Origin of the sequence: Nostoc sp. (genome assembly GCF_036918245.1) — a bacterium.
GTDB lineage: Bacteria > Cyanobacteriota > Cyanobacteriia > Cyanobacteriales > Nostocaceae > Nostoc.
In genome coordinates this window covers 75,484-93,891 of record NZ_JBALEF010000103.1, presented here as the reverse complement: position 1 = coordinate 93,891, position 18,408 = coordinate 75,484, and the positions used below count along the sequence as shown (strand labels likewise).

Genomic DNA, 18,408 nt, shown 5'->3' with positions numbered 1-18,408 from the left:
AGGTTATAATCCTTACAGGATAAAGGTTTCAGTTATTTAGATGCGGTTGCGACACTATCTGCGAATCGCGACATTTAATTTGCGAATGTACAGCTTTATAAATCTGTAATTTTTCACTATCAACGGGAATATCACCCAATTGTTGGGCAACTGCTTGGGTTTATTGTGAAGTCATTTTCTAAAATCTGTTATCTTCACCCACTGGTGCGATCGCTATTTTCCTTAAATAGGAAAAACCCTGACATAATCCTTACTATGTCAGGGTTTTAGATATTTGAAATGCTGTGGCAATATTTTGTTAAATTGACAAATAATTAGTTAATGTACAATTCATCCTTTATACTTCAATGGGTATTCTACTTACCTGCCTAAAGTCCGCGTATAAATTACTTGACCTTGGGAATCATAAAGAAAAAGGGATAAATTGGCATTTTCACCAATTACGGCTAGGGCTTCCCGCAAGATTTGCAAGTGATTGGTAACGTCAACAGCAGTATCCGAATTCTTAGAATAAGGATTAGCCAAATTATTTTGCCTTATTTGGTCATACTCAGGGGTTAGTCGGACAATAATTCCTGCATTGTCCATACTAAAGGTGCAAATCTGAATTCCATTAATACAGGTCTTATCCAAGTCAGTGCGGGTTTGTTGCAAATTACTAACAACTTGTAGTTTTTCTTGTGCTTGTTTGAGCGCATCTGAATAGGGTTCGATGAGAGACTGAGCTTGAGTATAGTACAAGCTATCTTGGGGAACTTTTTTAGCAGTTTGTAAAGCCTGATCCCAATATATCGCCGCTGCTTGCCATTGGTTTTGTTGTTGATAAACTTTGGCTTGCTTGGCAGTGCTAAGGGCCTGTTGGTAGGTTTTAACAGCTAATTGTTCTTTAGTAGTGCGATCGCGTACTAATACTAACTTAGGTTTATAATCTACCAACAGCTTTTGGGCTTCTTGGTATCCAACGCTATTTCGGGGAATGGTATTCAAGGCATTAATTACCACCAGCCAAGTAGACTGCGCCTTTTGCCAGTCATTCAATGATTTAGCAGTAGCTTCCTGTTTCTGGGCTGTAACGGCTACACCTTTTGCTGCTGTTAGTTTTTTCAGCCATTTCTCCTCAATAAATATCTGTTGATTTACAGCGTGCAAACGGACACGATAATTCAGTAATTTACCCTGCACCAACCCATAGAGTTCACTACTGGAACTTATACTTTCTAGTGGCGCTATAGCCTGTCGCCATAAGTGTTGCCTAGTTTGTAATTCCTCTAAGCTAGATGCAGGAGTTTGAACTTTTTGTGTCGCCAAAGATGCCGTTTGCAAAGCTTTGACCACCTGATTGATTTTTTCTGCTCGCCCAGACAAACTTGCTTTTAGTTCCTGTGACAGCTGGTAACGAGGCGACCAACTAGGAATTACATTCAGGTCTGTACTGGCTGCTGCAAGTTGCTGTTGTACAGTTACTAATTCTTTTTCAGATTTGGCGCGGCGCATCAGTTGCGGAGATTTTGTTTTTAATTGCTTGGCGTTTTGTATTTCTTTACACTCAGACATTACGCAAGGACGAGTCAATAAGTAAGCACCACCGCCTAAAACTATAATTACCACCAACGCCGCAGCTAGTAGGATAAGTTTGACCTGGAATCCTGGCTTTGAAGCCGACAAATTCGGCACATCTGCAAACGGGTCAAACAGTTCTTCTTCTTCACTCTCATTGATTGATGGAGAATATGTCAGAGATGATGAGGGGGATATTACTCCTTTATCTTCTTGTGCTTTTTCATCTCCCTCTGCTACCCATCCCCTTGTCTGCTTTAATGCCAAGAAACATTTAGTATAAGGGAGTTGTTCGCCAAAAACTCTGAGGAAACATTGCACCCGCTGCTCTTTGTGGGGTGGTAGAGACTGAAGTACCTCCTCAATGACTGCAAAAATTAGTTGAGCGTCAACGATTACATCTGACGCGTGTTGCGTTAAAATCATTAGCTCGCCTTTATTGACGACGCACTTAACCTCGAAGACTTCAGCCGTTGAGACTTCTACAAGTAATTGTTCTTGCAAAGTTTTGGCTAAAAGCTGTAAATCTTCCTGCTGGACTGCTACTTTCATAGAGCTTTCCCGCTGAACTTTTATATTGTTTTGATTATCTTTAAGGGGATGAAATGAACTTTTTAGGTTTGTTGAATGCAAATGCACAGTTTAACCAACCACAGCCTGAGAATCTGAACGACCAACTTTCTAACACAAATTCTGACTTTTCACCAAAAGTTAAAAAAGTAAATATTGTTCGTGGCGATACATTTTTACAGCGCTAGATGCAAAATTAAATAATCTGTCTTCAGATATAAATTACAAATAAAAAATGGGAATAATAGAAGGTTTGAGTATTTTCACTGCATTACTTTGCGATAATTAAATTCACAAAAGCTACTGCTTTGCAAAATTCTAGTTGCAGAGCAATTTTTACCAAATTATCTAAAGGTTAAGAAAACGATGCTATGTCAGAGGGTTTTGACAAAAATGTTAGTTATCTTCTATGCTGGGGAACTTGCTGAGGAGATTAATTATGTGTTGTGGCTCTGGCACAAACAAGTTGACTATCAAAATTAATATGCTTCATTTGCTGAATTCGATAAAATTGATCCGTGAAAAATAAGTTTTTATAGCTGCAAAAAGGTTAATTCTGCAATAAAGGTGCTGCAAAATATCAAGACAGGAATAACCAAAATCTTGGAAAGTGTCAATACAAGGTGTATCAATGGATTTATTAGAGTACCAAGTTAAAGAATGGTTTGCGAAGATAGGCATTCCGGTATTGCCTTCCCAACGAATTGACCATCCGACAGATTTGAAACGGTTAAAAATTCGCTTTCCAATTGTACTGAAATCTCAAGTCCACGGAGCGGAACGGGCAAAAGCGGGTGGAGTCAGGTTTGCCCAAACGACTATCGATGCGATCGCAGCAGCTCAAAATATCTTCAGTTTACCAATATGGGGCGAATTGCCGGAAGTTGTACTGGCAGAATCTAAATACGACGCCAACCAAGAATTTTATCTAGCAGTGGTTTTAGATACTGCTGCCTGCCGACCGGTACTTTTAGGTTGCAAAGAAGCAGACATCGATTGGGAATCGGCTGGGGAAAGAATGCACTACGTTGTCGTGGAGCAGGAATTCTCGCCATTTTATGCTCGACGATTGGCTTTGAAAATGGGTTTGCAAGGGACGCTGATGCAGTCGGTAAGCAGCGTTGTGGAGAAGATGTACCACTTATTTGTCCAAAAAGACCTGGATTTAGTCGAAATTAATCCCTTGGCAGTCAGTATTACTAGTCAAGTTATGGCTCTTAATGGTAAAGTCAGGGTCAACGAACGGGCGATCAAGCGTCATCCCGATCTCGCCGAGATGGCAGCAAAAATTATCAGTCGTCATACCACTACTGAAATCAACGGTATTTTGGGCGATTGGGATGGTGTGCAAATGCATGGAAAAATCGGTATTTTAGGTAATGGTACTGGTTCAGTAATGGCAACTTTAGATTTAGTTGCGAATGCTGGTGGCAATCCAAGTGTTTGTTTGAATCTACGTCATGCTTTCCTTACAGATACTACACCAACTACCTTCCGCGATCGCCTAGAAACAGGTTTGAAAATGCTGGAGGCTGATAAAAGCATTCAAGTAATACTAATTAACTTTCTGGGTAGCATTCCGCAAACTGAGGAAGTGGCTGAAGTTATAGCTAGAGTTGTGCAGCAAGACGACAGCGAACTTCAATCACAGGTTGTACGTTCTAATGGTAGTAAGGTTCGGCGACAGCTTAATTTTCCATCCTTAGTTGTTCGCCTTGCTGGTTCTGAATTTAACACTGTGAGAAAATATTTGACAACACTAAAAACCCACACCGATGCGCTTGTCGTGGTAGAAAATTTAGATGAGGCGGTGGCAGCAGCAGTTCTCCTTGCTAAACCAACGGTTAATAAAAGATAGTGAATGTCATTTTGTTCCAATTCAAAAATCAAAAATTATTAATTTTTACCGTCGGGTCTAAATTTTTTAATTTGATGCTCAAATTAAGTATAGCTTTGCTTCCTGGGACTAAATTATATAGTGCATTCAGACTGAATATTCCTAGCTAGAGGCTAGTTTTCTAAATTTTGGAACACTCAGCTTCCAGACTAATTTTTAGAATTTCAGTAAAAATTGAATCAATACGACACTGTAAATGTATCGTTTCTATACCCAGTGGTTTAAGGCGCTGGGTTGTCAAACTTACGGTAATTTTTTATGAACCTAACGCCAGAAAGTAAAGTCTTAATTCAAGGCTTTTGTGAATTTATATCAAGCACTCATGTTGATCAAATGAAAGCTTATGGCACAAATTTAGTAGCTGGTGTCAATCCTGGATGCGGCGGACAGGAACTGCATGGACTGCCAGTATTTGATTTAGTAGAGGAGGTAATAGAACAATTTGGGGCAATTGACACAACAATTATTTGTGTAGATCCTTACGATGTGTTAGATGCAGCATTAGAAGCGATCGCATCTAAGATTCGCCAGATCATTATTATTACTGCTGGTGTGCCGCCTTTGGATATGGTGCAATTACTCCGCAAAGCCGAAGCCTGTGAAACTTTGGTAATCGGGCCAAATAGTCCGGGGATCATTGTACCGGGAAAAATTCTCTTAGGGACTCAACCCAGCGAATTTTATACCCCTGGAACAGTGGGGATCGTTAGTCGTAGCAGCACCCTCACCTACGAAATTGCCTACGAATTAACAAAAGCAGGTTTAGGGCAGTCAATTAGTGTCAGTATTGGTAGTGATGCGATCGTCGGTTCCTCATTTTTGCAATGGCTGCAAATTCTCGACGAAGATGAAACCACACAAGCGATCGTTTTAGTCGGTCAACCTGGTGGTGGTAGTGAAGAAGCAGCAGCGCGGTACATTGCTGAGGCAATTGATAAACCAGTAATTGCCTACATTGCAGGTAGACTTGCACCACCAGGAAAAACTTGGCGTCAAACTGGGACTTTAGCAACAGTTATCGGACGCGATCCTAACTTTGGCACAGCCCAAAGTAAATTAGCTGCTTTAAAAGAAGCAGAAGTGACAGTAGCTGAACGCCCTTCTCAAATTCCAGAATTGTTGAGAAAGAAGATTAACTAATTACTAATTCGTAATTCAATTCTTAACTACGAATTACGAATTACGAATTATTTTAATTGGTCAGTCTTGGGAACGATTTTGAGGGAACAGGTAGGCGATCGCAGCATAACCCGAAGCACTGAGTAAACTAACCAAAAAAGTAGCTAAAATAAAAGTAGACATAATGTTACACTCTATGCATTTCTAAAATCCTGGCATTCATCAACAAACCAAGATTTTGGATACTTTCAAATTAGCAATTGGGTATGACACAGCCGTGACTACCTTGTGTCAATCCCTCGGATTTCAAGGTTTTATGGCTCAACTCAAGCCAAAGGCAGAAAAAAGCGAAACGTACTGCCAACTCCCAATTCGCTTTCTACCTGAATTTGACCGCCTTGTAATTCAATCAAACGACGGGAAATAGTTAAACCAATACCAGTACCTCCCGAATGGCGATCGCGTGATTGGTCAGCTCGCCAGAAGCGCTCAAACACATGAGGCAAATTTTCTGGAGCGATACCAATACCTGTATCACTAACCGCAATCCAGAGTTGAGATGCTTCAGTCCCAGCACTAATGGTAATTGAACCTTCGTTAGTGTAACGCACTGCATTACCTAGCAGATTAACCAATACCTGTTCTGTGCGGTCAATATCTGCCAATACAGGAGGTAGTACAGATGGACATTGCAAGAGCAGAACTGGCCCATCTTCTAATAGTTGGTCGGTAAATTTCTCCACTAATGACTCTAACAACGGATGCAAATTTACCCGTTGGATATTAATTGGTAGATAACCTGCTTCTGCCTTAGATAGTTCTTGTAAATCGTTCACCAATCGCTCTAAACGTCGAGTTTCTTTCGCTAAACGCCGATAGATTTCAGGAGACGCTTCAATTTCCCCATCAGCCAGTTCTTCCAAGTAACCGCGCACCACAGTTAATGGTGTTCGGAGTTCATGGGTCATATCTCCAATAACTTCTCGCCGCCGCGCTTCTACCCCTTCTAAACTAGCTGCCATTCGGTTGAAACTGGTACTCAGTCCACTGAGTTCTGGAATGTCAGACACAGGTAATCGTGCATCCATCTGACCAGCAGCAAATTTTTGGGTGATTTGTTCCATCTCGGTCAATCGCTGCATAATCCGTCTGGACACCCAGTAACTCAATCCTCCGGCGGCAGTGGTACCGACTAAGACTGACCAAATAGTGCTTCGCTGCCAAGCAAGTTCAAATCCTGTTACCAATTCAGCACGGACATCGATTAAGTCGAACCCCTGATTTTCTAATCCTTCCAAATGTAAGACAAATAACCGGGGAGAAGAGATTTTGCTGATGCTTACCAGACTGGCTACCCCCACGATCATTACTACTAAGTGGGAGAAAAACAGGCGCCCTCTTAGCCCCATTTTCATAACATTTACACTACCAAAGGATCTTCAAATTTATAGCCCACCCCAACAACAGTTTTAATAAAAGTAGGATTTGCCGGATCGGGTTCAATCTTTTTTCGCAACCGAGCTACATGAGTATCTACAACTCGTTCATCGCCAAAAAAATTATCTCCCCAAAGTTTATCAATTAGTTGAGTGCGGTTCCAAACTCGACCAGGATTACTGACAAAGGTGGTTAGCAAGTTAAATTCTAGGGTAGTTAAGTCCAAAATTTCAACTTCTTGAGAATTCATCTGGCGACTGGCAGTGCGCTGGTCTACATCGACAATAAAGTGTTGGGTACGATTGACTTGATGTTGTCCCCCTTGGCGGAGGCTACGCCGTAATAGTGCCCGCACCCTAGCTACCAATTCTCTGGGGCTAAAGGGTTTGACCATATAATCATCAGCACCAGTAGATAGACCGATGACACGATCGATTTCCTCACCCTTAGCCGTGAGCATCAAAATGTATGGATCTTTTGCACCTGGTTTCTGGCGAATTCGGGCACAAACTTCCAACCCATCCAAACCAGGAATCATTAAATCCAGAATGATTAAATCCGGTGGTTGCTCTTGAAACATCCGCAAAGCATTCATGCCATCGCGGCTAGTGCGACAAAAAAATCCTTCTTTTTCTAAAGAGAGTTCGATTAAATGAGCTATTTCTGGTTCATCTTCAACTATTAAAATATCCATCTGAAATATAGGGTCAAGCAAAATGGGCAGAGTGGGGTCACAAAGACACAGAGACACGGAGATATCTTTTACCGCGTCCCCGCTTCTCCCCCTCTTTGCCTCTTTTTAATTAGAGGTTTGAATTTGACGGCGTGCGATAACTATAACCAAGATTAGAATCTTTTTGAATGTGTGTTTTAATACTATCGAGGTCAATGAAGCAGTCAGCAACATCAATCAAACTTTCACTAGTGGTTGTTTGCAGACTGACTACTTCCACCCGAACCCCCATTCTGCTGACAGCATTTACCGCATAAGCTAAATCTCCATCGCCACTGACTAAAACCGCTGTATCATAGTAAGGAGCTAAAGTTATCATATCTACAGCTATTTCTACGTTCAGATTTGATTTTTTGAAATTCTCTGTTGGTACAACGAGTTCCTTTGCCACTACGCGATAGCCATTACGACGCATCCACAATAGAAAACCCTGTTGCTTTTCATTACTGATATCAACCCCAGTATAGAAGAAAGCACGCAACAGTCTGGAACCGCTGGTTAAATGACAAAGCAATTTAACGTAGTCAATTTCTATGCCGAGTTGCAAAGCTGTATGGAAAAGGCTTAAGCCATCAATAAAAATAGCAACTCGACCACGATTTAAGTTATTCAAAATTGAACTATCAGGTGCAGGATCTCGCATCTTGGTATCTTTACCTTTGACAGCACTATCGCTCAAATTTTGCCCTTGCCAATGTGGTTTCGTTTTGAGTACTTTAGATTCTTTAAATTCATTTCTTTGTTTGCTAAAATTAGTTATAATCATTGATACCTCTGATTTTAAAGCTGGAAAGAGTTTGGAGTAAATTGTCTATAGTATAGTCTGTATTGATTTATAACCTAGCAGGTAATGGTCTTAAGTCACTATATGCAGATGAGGTTAACTGGTGCTAAACAAGATTCAAAATAGACAGTCCAAGGTTTTCACTGTGGTTAAAGTTGGTTTAAAGATGATATTGCTTCTGCCCACAGATATGTTAATCTTTACGCACTGAGACAGCAAGAGTTTTGAGAAAATAAATCTTTTTGCAAGGGTAGGGACTGTTTTTTTAGGTCTGTATTGCACTCAACCCAGAAACGCTATATCTATAGTTTGGGCAAGCATGAACTGTAAGACTTGTAAAGTTCAGCACAAGAATCCCACGCCTTTTAGGGGGAATGAGCGTAGCAATATTTATGCAGCCGTGGGTATGTCAAGGAGTTAGAAGCACTAGTACCGCAAGCCGGAATTCAAAATTTAAAATTCAAAATGAATGCAGTATAACCGTTTGGTTAATTTGGAATGGGTGGTTTATTTATGCCATGCTGTACTAGTAATGTAATATGAGATGCGATCGCACCTCAAAAGGTAAGTTGCCTTAATTAATGAGAAGGACAGAGAGGTTCATTACTCTCTTGTCCCCCTGTCTTTTTAACGCACGCCAGCAGTTTCTAAAGACAAATCTTGAAACATGGGTGTGCTGAGATAACGTTCGCCAAAGGAAGGCTGAATCATGACAATTAAACGTCCGGCATTTTCTGGACGTTTACCTACTTGAATTGCGGCGCACAAAGCTGCACCAGAGGATATGCCAGACAATAAGCCTTCTTCTTTTGCCAAACGTCGTCCATAAGCGATCGCTTGTTCATCGCTGACTCTAATGACTTCATCAACCAATTCTAGGCGGAGAACATCTGGGATAAATCCGGCTCCAATACCTTGAATTTTATGTGGCCCAGCTTCACCACCTGAGAGGACTGGGCTGTTGCTGGGTTCAACTGCGATCGCCTTAAAAGTCGGCTTGCGCTGTTTGAGTACTTCTGCAATCCCAGTAATCGTTCCACCAGTACCTACCCCAACAATGACGATATCTACTTCCCCGTCTGTATCTGCCCAAATTTCTTCGGCGGTGGTTTCTTGGTGAACTTTGGGATTAGCAGGGTTGCAGAACTGTTGCAGCATAAAAGCATTAGGAGTATTAGCCACAATTTCTTCAGCTTTGCGAATTGCTCCCCGCATACCCTCAGCGCCTGGTGTCAACTCCAGAGAAGCACCATAAGCTCTAAGCATCGCGCGTCGTTCTTGGCTCATAGTCTCTGGCATTGTCAAAATCAAACGGTAGCCACGCGCCGCTGCTACCATTGCTAGAGCAATTCCTGTATTACCTGAAGTAGGCTCAACTAAAATGGTCTTTCCTGGAGAAATTGAGCCAGCCGCTTCCGCCGAGAGTACCATACTTAACCCAATCCGGTCTTTCACCGAAGCCGCTGGGTTCATGCCTTCTAATTTAACAACTATCCTTGCTACTACTCCCTCAGCTTGAGGAATCTTGTTCAGTTGAACTAAAGGAGTTCGTCCAATCAGTTCTGTTACGTCTTGAGCAATCCGCATTATTTAACTCCTAAAATCCTAAATCTTAGTACAGAGTATTTACTTATAACAATAAGCTTTGATGTATTTATTTTGCCGTTTAATGTCAATGAGTGCGTATACCATATATTCTAACTAAACCACAAAATATGAAAGTTTAGGAAGAACTTTTATTAGATATTCCCATTGATTCTCACTTTAGAAGAGGCTAGCTTACCATTCTTCTAGTTTACCATTTGGAATTGCTGACTATTGTCTCTTAGCTTGAGATTCAATTTTTCTAATTCTTTCTGTATATATGAATAATTTTTCCATTATTTTATATTGGTTATGAAAATATAATTTACTTTCAAAATATTTAATTGCTTTTTATAATTTATTAGTCTATCTTTATCAAGAGACATTGATATTTTTTTTGAGTGCAGATTTTGTCAGTCCCAAATTGCATCTAAAACAGTCTTTAACCATTGCCTACATTGCTTTGAGATTGAGTGCAAAAACACCAGAACCCTACCTCATAAATACTAGAACCCCGTCCGAAAAACACTAGCACCCATACCCCAATTATTTTTTATAATGCTTATCAGGCAAGGATTACAGGCTTTGAGTACTATTTTAATGAATTTAATAATCTTAACAGGGCTGCGGTAAACTGTTTTGTGGAGAGCGGCTGATATAAATCGTATAGGATTTACGCAGAGATTCCCCTCTACCCCCCAACATTCCTGAGCGCAAGCTTAGTGAACTAGGGGGGACTTCTTAATCTCTCTTTTGAGAGTAGGATGAAACCAGATTACCGAATCTAAGTGCGTTACTTATGACTGAATAATCCTATGTTTTGTGAAAAGGTTGGTAACTTTTTATTAGTCAGGGATCAGTGGGAATGAGAAAAATAACTGAAAACTAACGATTGTGAAAATTACCGATTACACATATTTTAATATCAAAACTGTTTGATAGGTAGAAATATACAACTACTTTAGATAAACAGTAAAAGATATTTTCTTCCTGGGTGCATACTACCTAGCAAGGGAGAGCCAAGATGAAAGCCAAACTTTTAAATGTTCTCACAGTTTGCGTCGTTACTTTAGCAGTGCTTTCACCAGAACTAGTAGTATTTGGCATCGTTTGGGAGCGACATCTGGAGTTGGTAAAATCTCAGAATTTAGCTTGCGAAGTTAACAATACAACTACAGATGCTCCCGTCTTGGCTCCCCACACAGAGGGTACACATTCCCCTCAGACTAACATTCAATCCTCTGATCGTAATGTGATTCATCAAATGTTGACTGTTGCTGAACAATATAAATTTGCCACTATCCTACAATGGTTCTTCCTGTTAACCCCCATTTGTGTTGGGTTAGGAATTCTTTTTTACGACAGATATCTTGTTCATCGTGCTGCTGTTTTAAAAGAACAAGTTGAAATGTTGGAAAGACTGTGGCAGCAAAGTATCGAACAGTAACTTATTCACAATTTACTCACTCAAATCAACAAAATTACCATGACAGAACAACGCGAACAGCTGTATTTTAATCTGATTGATGAGTTACTGAAATGCCCTAATGGTCAGGAACCAGAAATTTTAGAATCTAAGCCCGAATTGATTGATTCCGGTTTAGTACAAACAATGTTACAAGTAGCAACTATGTTTGCCCATGAAGGCAATCAAGATGGTGCCCAATTTTTATTTTTTGTGGCACGTGAGCTAGCTAAAGAATTAGGTTTATACCCGGAAGTTCCCAATACTGAAGTTGCAAATCCTGAAGTTGCAAATAAGGAGTAAAAATGTTGTTGACTTCAACGGATGCAGGACAAATAGCTTTAGAACTGCTCATGGCAGACTGGAATATTTCAGAAGAGAACAGAGAGTGGTTCACAATCTTTAACTCTCGTCTAATTGGCGAGAGTTGGTACACTGTGGAACTAGGTATAGAAGGATTTCCCGATAGGTGGTTTCTTCAAGTATATGACAATGGAGTGTGCGATCCAAACTATACATTTATTTCACCAATCCGTGGTTATGAAGGATTTACAGAGTTTGTAAATATGCCGGATATCATAGCAGAGGTCTTAGTTTGTGAACGCAATGCTCGCTAATAATAATTAAAAATTTAAAAGTTAGAATTCAACACTAATTCGTAATTCGTAATTAAATCAAGACTTAGAGTCAGCGGCCTCTACAAGTTGTAGCATTTATTATGGTTAGGGGTTAAATCCTAATTTATATCTAACATAATTACGTTGGCAAGTCTGCGAATATCATGACAAATTACGAATTAGGAATTACGAACTTTTAATATAAAAACGCTTTACGCAAATCTGAGGTGATACCGAATGAGGTACACCTCTTTTTTTATATAATATTTAATATTTTATTCCAGCTTAATACACTATTTTGTCATGTTTAACTGATAAAACTATGTTATATTAAATAGCGTGATGGACGCTACAGAAATATCAGTTACAATGATTGCTGAAGATATCTTAGCCAAAGAATTCACAAGAGTCGTCAACCATTACTACCCGCAAGTTGGAGAATTGCTGGATGGGTGTTATGTGAAAGTCATCACCTGTTTTTGGGGACGACCTGCCAGACGTTTGCAATATATAGGAATTTATTGCTCTGACGAAATGATTTCCTGTGTGCAAGCTCAAAAAGAAATACTCAGGGAAGTAGCAAACAATATGGGTCTAATCCAGGTTGTTTGCATGAATGCCAAGCGATTGTTGCGCGATCCGATGTCGAAGGTCAAAGAGAACAACCCACGGCTATGGTTGGAGTTGCAGTGGGTTGCAACTTAGTGATTCATCGCATTAATTGAGAGGGGTAAATGCTTTTGTAGAGAGGATTTTATTCCTCAAATATTTAAGCACTAAAGTGCTTACTACAAACCTCTGGATCACTAGAATAATCAGCACCTACGGTGAATACAAAGTATCAACGCAAGTAATGAAAACTGGAATTTTCTGCAATTACGATAATTTTCACCAAGATGCTCGTCGTGCCATCTTTGAGCAAGTTGCACTGGTAAAACAGGCAGAAAGCTTAGGTTTTGAGGAAGCGTGGGTGAGTGAACACCATTTTAGTGAATCCAATCTCAGCCCATCGATGTTGGTGTTAATGGCACACTTAGCGGGATTGACTTCAACTATCCAATTAGGCACTGCGGCGGTGTTACTGCCATTCCATAACCCCATTAGGGTGGCGGAAGATATTGCCACTTTGGATAACCTGTGCAATGGACGATTATTATTTGGAGTTGCCAAAGGCGGCCCTTTTCCTCAACAAAACAAGCATTTTGCGACACTCCCAAGTGAATCCCGTCCCAAGATGCTAGAGGCGATCGCATTGATTCAAAAGCTCTTATATGAAACTGATGTATCATTTAATGGGCAATATTATCAATGCGATCGCCTAACAATTTACCCGAAACCATTGCAAAGTCAAATACCAGTGTATGTTGCCACTGGTGGTGATGACGGTATTGAGCTTGCTGCTAAACATTCCTTCAGCTTGATGGGTGGGCCGCCATTTTCCCTAGAGAGATTGAAGGATACTGTTACCAAATATCGAGCCTTAAATTCTAGTGGTGCGGAAAAATTAGTGCTGGCACGCTTCTTTTTTGTTGGCAAAACATCTGACGAGGCAGTGAGTGAAGCGTTACCTTTTGTTCGCCAATTTAGCCAGAAAATGAAAGCTAATTCGGCTGAGGTATTGCAAAACAGTGCGAATCCCAACCAAAAACCATTCGATCGCACAAATATTTGTTTCGATGAAGACTATTTGATTGATAACTCAATTATCGGTGATGTGGAGACTTGTCGAGACAGAATTAAAAAATTTCAGGACGAATTAAATGTAGGTACGCTAGCACTCAAACCCTCGTCTGCGGATATGCAAAAAAACCTAGAGAGTTTGACGCGCTACAACCAAGAGGTGCGAAATTATGTCTTCTAAACTATACCTGCTTCCTCCCGATGATTTACCTCCCGCTGAGGTAACGAAACAGGATGGAATGCTGCAAATGGAGCTAGAGCAGTCTGCTGGCAGATGCTTTTATCTAGCTTGCGATCGCATTACGCGAGTACTGTTATCTAATTGTCAGTGGTATCTCACAACAAATGCTAGCATCCTCACACTAATTATTGACTGCCCTGACTTAGTATCTTACTGGCATATCGTCAGTAATATTCCCCAGTTGGGTAACAGGTTAGAGCGGTTTGCTACCAATGGGAAAATCCGCGTTTATCCACCATTTGGTAAAGGAATGCCATTTGAAATCAGCGTAAATGAAATATCAGCTTACCGAGATTGGCTTTGAGGTAAATAGAAACTGGGAATCATCCTTATTGCTGTCTTCCACCCTGTACTTTTAAAGTGCAGGGTGTTACAATTTTGAGCAAAATTATCTCCTAGTTTACTGAATCAAATTCACTAAAAAGTACTTCTAGTTTTCATGAAACCATAGAGTAATTGATGATAGCTTTTATTTGAAACGCATAGGCGCTTCGCCTTCCCGCAGAGTAAGTACGCAAAGGAAAGCGCATAGGCGCTTCGCCTTCCCGCAGGGTAGGGGCGCAGAGTTTTTACTAAAAGTTGGACTGTGTTTTTGTTAAATGGAGGTAAAGTTACGTAAGAGTATACTAGTTGATATTCTGTTTAATTAGGTTCTTGATAAATCATTTTATCAGCTTTTCAGTTACCCATTTATACCAATTATCTAACCCTACACCAGTAGTTGCAGAAAGCTGAAAAATCTGAATTTGAGGATTTACTTCTCTAGCATAAGCTATGCACTTTTGCAAATCAAATTGTACATAAGGCAGCAAATCAATTTTAGTGAGAATCATAATGTCACTAGCACGGAATATATGCGGGTATTTTAGTGGCTTATCTTCTCCCTCCGTAACCGAGAGAATCACGACTTTTGCATTTTCTCCCAAATCAAATAAGGCTGGACAAACCAAATTTCCGACATTTTCAATCATCACAACGGAATTAAGTGGCGGATTCAGTTGTTGTAAACCCCTGTCTATCATTGATGCATCTAGATGACAGCCTGTTCCGGTATTGATTTGGATAACTTTAGAACCTGTTTCTTTAATTTTTTTGGCATCATTAGCAGTTTCTTGATCGCCTTCAATGACACTAATAGATAATTGATGCTTTAAATCATTGATGGTTCGCGTCAAAAGAGTTGTTTTCCCAGCACCTGGAGAACTCATTAAATTTAAGGTGAGAATATTTCGACCCTTGAACCAGCCCCGATTTTGGGCTGCTATTAAATTATTCTTTGCCAAGATATCTTTTTCTAAGGATATCGTTGTCTTGTGTATTTTGGCATGAATTTGAGACGCTTCTATATGAGTATCATGACTGTGAGAATGAGTGATGATAGTACCATCAGGTAAAGTATGATGATGGTTATGCTCCGCTTCACCTGTTTCTAGATTGATAATTTTAGTTTCACTATCATCAGAACAACCGCAGGTTACACACATAATTCCTCTATTTCTATTTCTTTAATTTTAAGTTCTTCACCAGTAATTAAATCTAATTGCACACTTCCACAGTTACAGATACCAAATGGTTTATCTAGAGCAATTTCTGCACCACATTGGTGACATTTTGCTAAACCGGGAATTTCCAAAATTTCTAATGTCGCCCCTTCTAAAACTGTGCCTGGAGTGCAAATATCAAAACAAAATCGGATAGCGTCGGGCATAATGGCTGAAAGTTTGCCGATTTCTAATAAAACTCGCTGCACTTTTACACCTTTAGCGTGTTCAGTCACAATTGCCACAATATTTTGGGTAATTCCAAGTTCGTGCATACTATAAAATCTATTAAAGATTAACAAATTCGTGGCAATTGGTCGCCTACTAACATATCAACAATCCTTTCAGCACCAAAAACTGTTTTTAAAAGTACAATACCTGGGGGTGAAGAAATAACTTCGCCAATAATACAAGCATCTTTGCCTGTGGGGTGGGATTTCATGGCAGATACAACAATTTCTGCATATTTAGCTGCCACTACTACAACTAACTTACCTTCATTAGCTAAATATAATGGATCTAAACCGAGAATTTCACAAACTCCGTTGACTTCTTCACGCACTGGGATAGATTCTTCAAAGAGACGAATTCCCACATCGGAACTGAGGGCAAATTCATTTAGTACTGTGGCTAAACCACCGCGTGTAGCATCTCGCATAGCATGAATTTGAGGACATACATGGAGAATAGTTTCTACTAAACTATGTAATGGTTGACAGTCACTTTCAATATTAGTTTCTAAAGCTAATTCCCCACGGGCAATTAAAATTGCTGTCCCATGATTGCCTATTTCACCATTAATTATTATTGCATCTCCAGGTTTAATGTTATGAGCAGAAATGTTAACTCCTTGCGGGATGATACCAATACCAGCAGTATTAATAAAGAGTTTATCGGCAGCACCGCGATGTACAACTTTTGTGTCACCAGTGACAACTTGAATACCAGCTTCTTTTGCGGCTGCTTTCATACTGGCTGCGACACGCCGTAATGTTTCTACTGGTAATCCTTCTTCTAAAATAACGCTACAAGTTAGATATAAAGGTTTAGCACCACTGACAGCTAAATCATTAACTGTGCCGTTTATAGCTAATTCTCCTATATCACTACCGGGAAAAAATAAGGGGTCTACAACATAAGAATCTGTTGTAAATGCGAGTCTGTCTCCTTGTTGCAGGAGAGGGGCTAAGTTGAAGCTGGCCTGGTCTTCTAGTTGTGAGAGAATTGGGTTATCAAAATTGCTGACAAAGATATCATCTATTAAATCACGCATGGCTTTACCACCGCTGCCATGTGCGAGAGTTATATGAGTGTCTTGCACTTTAGTTTGGCGACGGCGGATTTTTTCTATTTTTTGGAATAGGGGATTTTGTATTGGGTTTATGGGGAAAATATTCATATTAAACTTTTTTTAAAAGCAAAGGAGAGGCAGCGCGGTCTTCTCCCAAGGGGAGACGCCAAGGGCGATAGCGCAGCGTTAGCGAGTCATCGAGCGTCTGGGGGTCTCCCCCATGAGCGACTGCCGTCGCAGAGGGAAGCGCAGAGGTACGCGGAGTATTATTAGTCTGAGGAGAAGCCGCAGGCAGGGAGGGGTTCTTGAGTTATTTTTGGTTTTTGGGCGATTGTTCTTTTGGCAATTGTGGAGAGTCGCCCGTATTTGTAATAGGCTGCACAAGCACCTTCGGAAGATACCATACAAGTACCGATTGGCGTTTCTGGTGTGCAAGCTGTACCGAATACTTTGCACTCCCAAGGCTTTAAGACTCCTTTGAGAATTTCTCCACATTTACAAGCTTTATGGTCGGCTACTTTGAGGTTAGGAAAGGTAAATTTCAGTTCGGCATCAAATTGGGCATATTCAGGTTTAATTTTTAATCCTGAATAGGGAATGTCACCTAAGCCACGCCAATCAAAACTATCTCGGATGGCAAAAACTTTGTTTATGGCTTGTAGGGCTACTGTGTTCCCGCTTTTTTGGACAATTCGGTTATATTGGTTTTCGACTTCACAACGATTTTCTACTAGCTGTTGCAATAGCATCCAAATCGATTGGAAAATATCTAAGGGTTCAAATCCTGAAACGACTATTGGCTTATTATATTGTTGGGAAATAAATTGATATGGGTCAGTGCCAATTACCATGCTGACATGGCCAGGCCCAACAAATCCATCCAGTTGTAAGTCAGGATTATCTAATAGTGCTTTGAGGGCGGGAATCACAAGGACGTGATTGGAAAACATACTAAAGTTAGGAATTTCTTCGGCTGCTGCTTGCAGGATGGTGAAGGCGGTGCTGGGGGCTGTGGTTTCAAAGCCTAAAGCGAAGAAAACTACTTGTTTGTTGGGGTTATCTCTGGCAATTTGCAGGCTATCTAAGGGAGAGTACACCATACGGATGTCTGCACCTTGTGCCCTGGCTTGCAGTAAACTCGTTTTGGAACCGGGAACTCGCATTGCGTCGCCAAAGGTGGCAAAAATGACATTATGATTTTGAGAGATTGCGATCGCATCATCTAATCTCCCTTTTGGCATAACGCATACTGGACAACCAGGCCCATGAATTAGTTCAATAGCTTGGGGTAAAATTTCTTCGATACCATATTTAAAAATAGAATGGGTATGTCCGCCACATACTTCCATTATTTTGATAGGTTTTTCTAGTCGATGGCATAATTTGGCGATTTCGCGGTATAGTGCTTCTGCTTTTTCCGGTTCGCGGAATTCGTCAACATATTTCATAGAAAGTGAGGAGTAGTAAGTTTTATGTATCTGTTAATTTCGCTTTTGTGGTAGAGAGTTTTTTTAACAAATCGCGTTGGCGCAGCGTCTTCAAGAGTTGCCTCATTTAGATTTAAACCTCCTGCCTCCTACTTTCTTCACGTACTAATCCCTGCTTCTGCTGCTGTTAATTCTTGGAATAGTTGTAATGTTTCTGCCGCTTCTTGTTCGTTAATTCGATTCATCGCAAAGCCAACATGCACTAGCACCCAATCCCCAATACAAGCTTCGGGAGGATGTTGTTCATCTACGATACAAGCAATATTTACTTCGCGCTTAACACCACCAATGTTAACTATGGCTAATTTATGGTTAACGTTGGTAATTTCTATAATTTGTCCGGGGATTCCTAAGCACATTTTTTGATTTGTAAAGATGAACTAACTGTAGAGGAAGCTATTTGTG

The 18,408-nt window shown here is 40.4% G+C and carries 19 protein-coding genes; 9 read left to right on the top strand and 10 right to left on the bottom strand.

The genetic code is table 11. The annotated features are described in order from the left end of the window. Nucleotides 1–360: 360 nt before the first annotated feature. Nucleotides 361–2,109 (bottom strand): hypothetical protein, encoded by a 1,749-nt coding sequence (locus tag V7L12_RS30515; RefSeq protein ID WP_335090118.1) that lies wholly within the window; start codon nt 2,107–2,109, stop codon nt 361–363. Nucleotides 2,110–2,162: 53 nt separating this feature from the next. Between V7L12_RS30515 and V7L12_RS30510 the strand changes: the two genes are divergently transcribed. From V7L12_RS30510 to V7L12_RS30500, 3 genes are all read left to right on the top strand, one after another. Then, complete coding sequence (locus tag V7L12_RS30510) at nt 2,163–2,315, top strand: hypothetical protein (protein WP_335090117.1); 153 nt, start codon at nt 2,163–2,165, stop codon at nt 2,313–2,315. A 443-nt stretch (nt 2,316–2,758) separates the two neighbouring features. Continuing rightward, nucleotides 2,759–3,985: a succinate--CoA ligase subunit beta gene (locus V7L12_RS30505; RefSeq protein WP_334822757.1), complete on the top strand. Its 1,227-nt coding sequence runs from the start codon at nt 2,759–2,761 to the stop codon at nt 3,983–3,985. Between the two features lie 297 nt (nt 3,986–4,282). Continuing rightward, nucleotides 4,283–5,164, top strand: a complete 882-nt coding sequence (locus V7L12_RS30500; protein WP_335090115.1) for a succinate--CoA ligase subunit alpha — start codon at nt 4,283–4,285, stop codon at nt 5,162–5,164. A gap of 305 nt (nt 5,165–5,469) precedes the next feature. Here the strand turns inward: V7L12_RS30500 and V7L12_RS30495 are convergent, their stop codons facing one another. The 4 genes from V7L12_RS30495 to cysK form a co-directional block, all read right to left on the bottom strand. Beyond that, on the bottom strand, nt 5,470–6,558 hold the full coding sequence (locus V7L12_RS30495; protein ID WP_335090113.1) for a sensor histidine kinase: 1,089 nt from the start codon (nt 6,556–6,558) through the stop codon (nt 5,470–5,472). Between the two features lie 5 nt (nt 6,559–6,563). Next, on the bottom strand, nt 6,564–7,274 hold the full coding sequence (locus tag V7L12_RS30490) for a response regulator transcription factor (protein WP_335090111.1): 711 nt from the start codon (nt 7,272–7,274) through the stop codon (nt 6,564–6,566). Nucleotides 7,275–7,383: 109 nt separating this feature from the next. Next, nucleotides 7,384–8,079 carry a LabA-like NYN domain-containing protein gene (locus tag V7L12_RS30485; protein WP_334822764.1) on the bottom strand — a complete coding sequence of 232 codons (696 nt, stop codon included), beginning with the start codon at nt 8,077–8,079 and terminating at the stop codon, nt 7,384–7,386. 645 nt (nt 8,080–8,724) lie between these two features. Continuing rightward, entirely contained in the window at nt 8,725–9,684 is a 960-nt protein-coding gene (gene cysK, locus V7L12_RS30480; RefSeq protein WP_335090110.1) for a cysteine synthase A, read from the bottom strand. A 1,021-nt stretch (nt 9,685–10,705) separates the two neighbouring features. Here cysK and V7L12_RS30475 point away from each other — a divergent pair. From V7L12_RS30475 to V7L12_RS30450, 6 genes are all read left to right on the top strand, one after another. After that, complete coding sequence (locus V7L12_RS30475; RefSeq protein ID WP_335090108.1) at nt 10,706–11,128, top strand: hypothetical protein; 423 nt, start codon at nt 10,706–10,708, stop codon at nt 11,126–11,128. 39 nt (nt 11,129–11,167) lie between these two features. Further along, a complete protein-coding gene (locus V7L12_RS30470; RefSeq protein ID WP_292753941.1) occupies nt 11,168–11,449 on the top strand; it encodes a hypothetical protein in 282 nt (93 codons plus the stop codon). Between the two features lie 2 nt (nt 11,450–11,451). Continuing rightward, nucleotides 11,452–11,763 (top strand): hypothetical protein, encoded by a 312-nt coding sequence (locus tag V7L12_RS30465; protein WP_334822775.1) that lies wholly within the window; start codon nt 11,452–11,454, stop codon nt 11,761–11,763. 342 nt (nt 11,764–12,105) lie between these two features. Next, nucleotides 12,106–12,468 (top strand): hypothetical protein, encoded by a 363-nt coding sequence (locus V7L12_RS30460; protein ID WP_335090106.1) that lies wholly within the window; start codon nt 12,106–12,108, stop codon nt 12,466–12,468. Between the two features lie 148 nt (nt 12,469–12,616). Next, nucleotides 12,617–13,624 (top strand): LLM class flavin-dependent oxidoreductase, encoded by a 1,008-nt coding sequence (locus tag V7L12_RS30455; RefSeq protein ID WP_335090104.1) that lies wholly within the window; start codon nt 12,617–12,619, stop codon nt 13,622–13,624. Next, nucleotides 13,614–13,988 carry a hypothetical protein gene (locus V7L12_RS30450; RefSeq protein ID WP_292774658.1) on the top strand — a complete coding sequence of 125 codons (375 nt, stop codon included), beginning with the start codon at nt 13,614–13,616 and terminating at the stop codon, nt 13,986–13,988. The genes V7L12_RS30455 and V7L12_RS30450 overlap by 11 nt, the downstream gene beginning before the upstream one ends. A gap of 358 nt (nt 13,989–14,346) precedes the next feature. On the opposite strand, the gene hypB is transcribed toward V7L12_RS30450, so the two are convergent. The 5 genes from hypB to V7L12_RS30425 all read right to left on the bottom strand — a co-directional run bounded on the left by hypB (nt 14,347) and on the right by V7L12_RS30425 (nt 18,362). Then, complete coding sequence (hypB, locus tag V7L12_RS30445) at nt 14,347–15,168, bottom strand: hydrogenase nickel incorporation protein HypB (RefSeq protein ID WP_335090103.1); 822 nt, start codon at nt 15,166–15,168, stop codon at nt 14,347–14,349. Beyond that, nucleotides 15,159–15,500, bottom strand: coding sequence for a hydrogenase maturation nickel metallochaperone HypA (hypA, locus tag V7L12_RS30440; RefSeq protein WP_335090101.1), 342 nt, complete (start codon nt 15,498–15,500; stop codon nt 15,159–15,161). The genes hypB and hypA overlap by 10 nt, the downstream gene beginning before the upstream one ends. A 20-nt stretch (nt 15,501–15,520) precedes the next feature. Continuing rightward, entirely contained in the window at nt 15,521–16,624 is a 1,104-nt protein-coding gene (gene hypE / locus V7L12_RS30435; protein ID WP_335090099.1) for a hydrogenase expression/formation protein HypE, read from the bottom strand. A 161-nt stretch (nt 16,625–16,785) separates the two neighbouring features. After that, nucleotides 16,786–17,964 (bottom strand): hydrogenase formation protein HypD, encoded by a 1,179-nt coding sequence (hypD, locus tag V7L12_RS30430; protein ID WP_335090097.1) that lies wholly within the window; start codon nt 17,962–17,964, stop codon nt 16,786–16,788. A 137-nt stretch (nt 17,965–18,101) separates the two neighbouring features. Further along, complete coding sequence (locus tag V7L12_RS30425) at nt 18,102–18,362, bottom strand: HypC/HybG/HupF family hydrogenase formation chaperone (RefSeq protein WP_292861603.1); 261 nt, start codon at nt 18,360–18,362, stop codon at nt 18,102–18,104. Between the last annotated feature and the right edge of the window lie 46 nt (nt 18,363–18,408).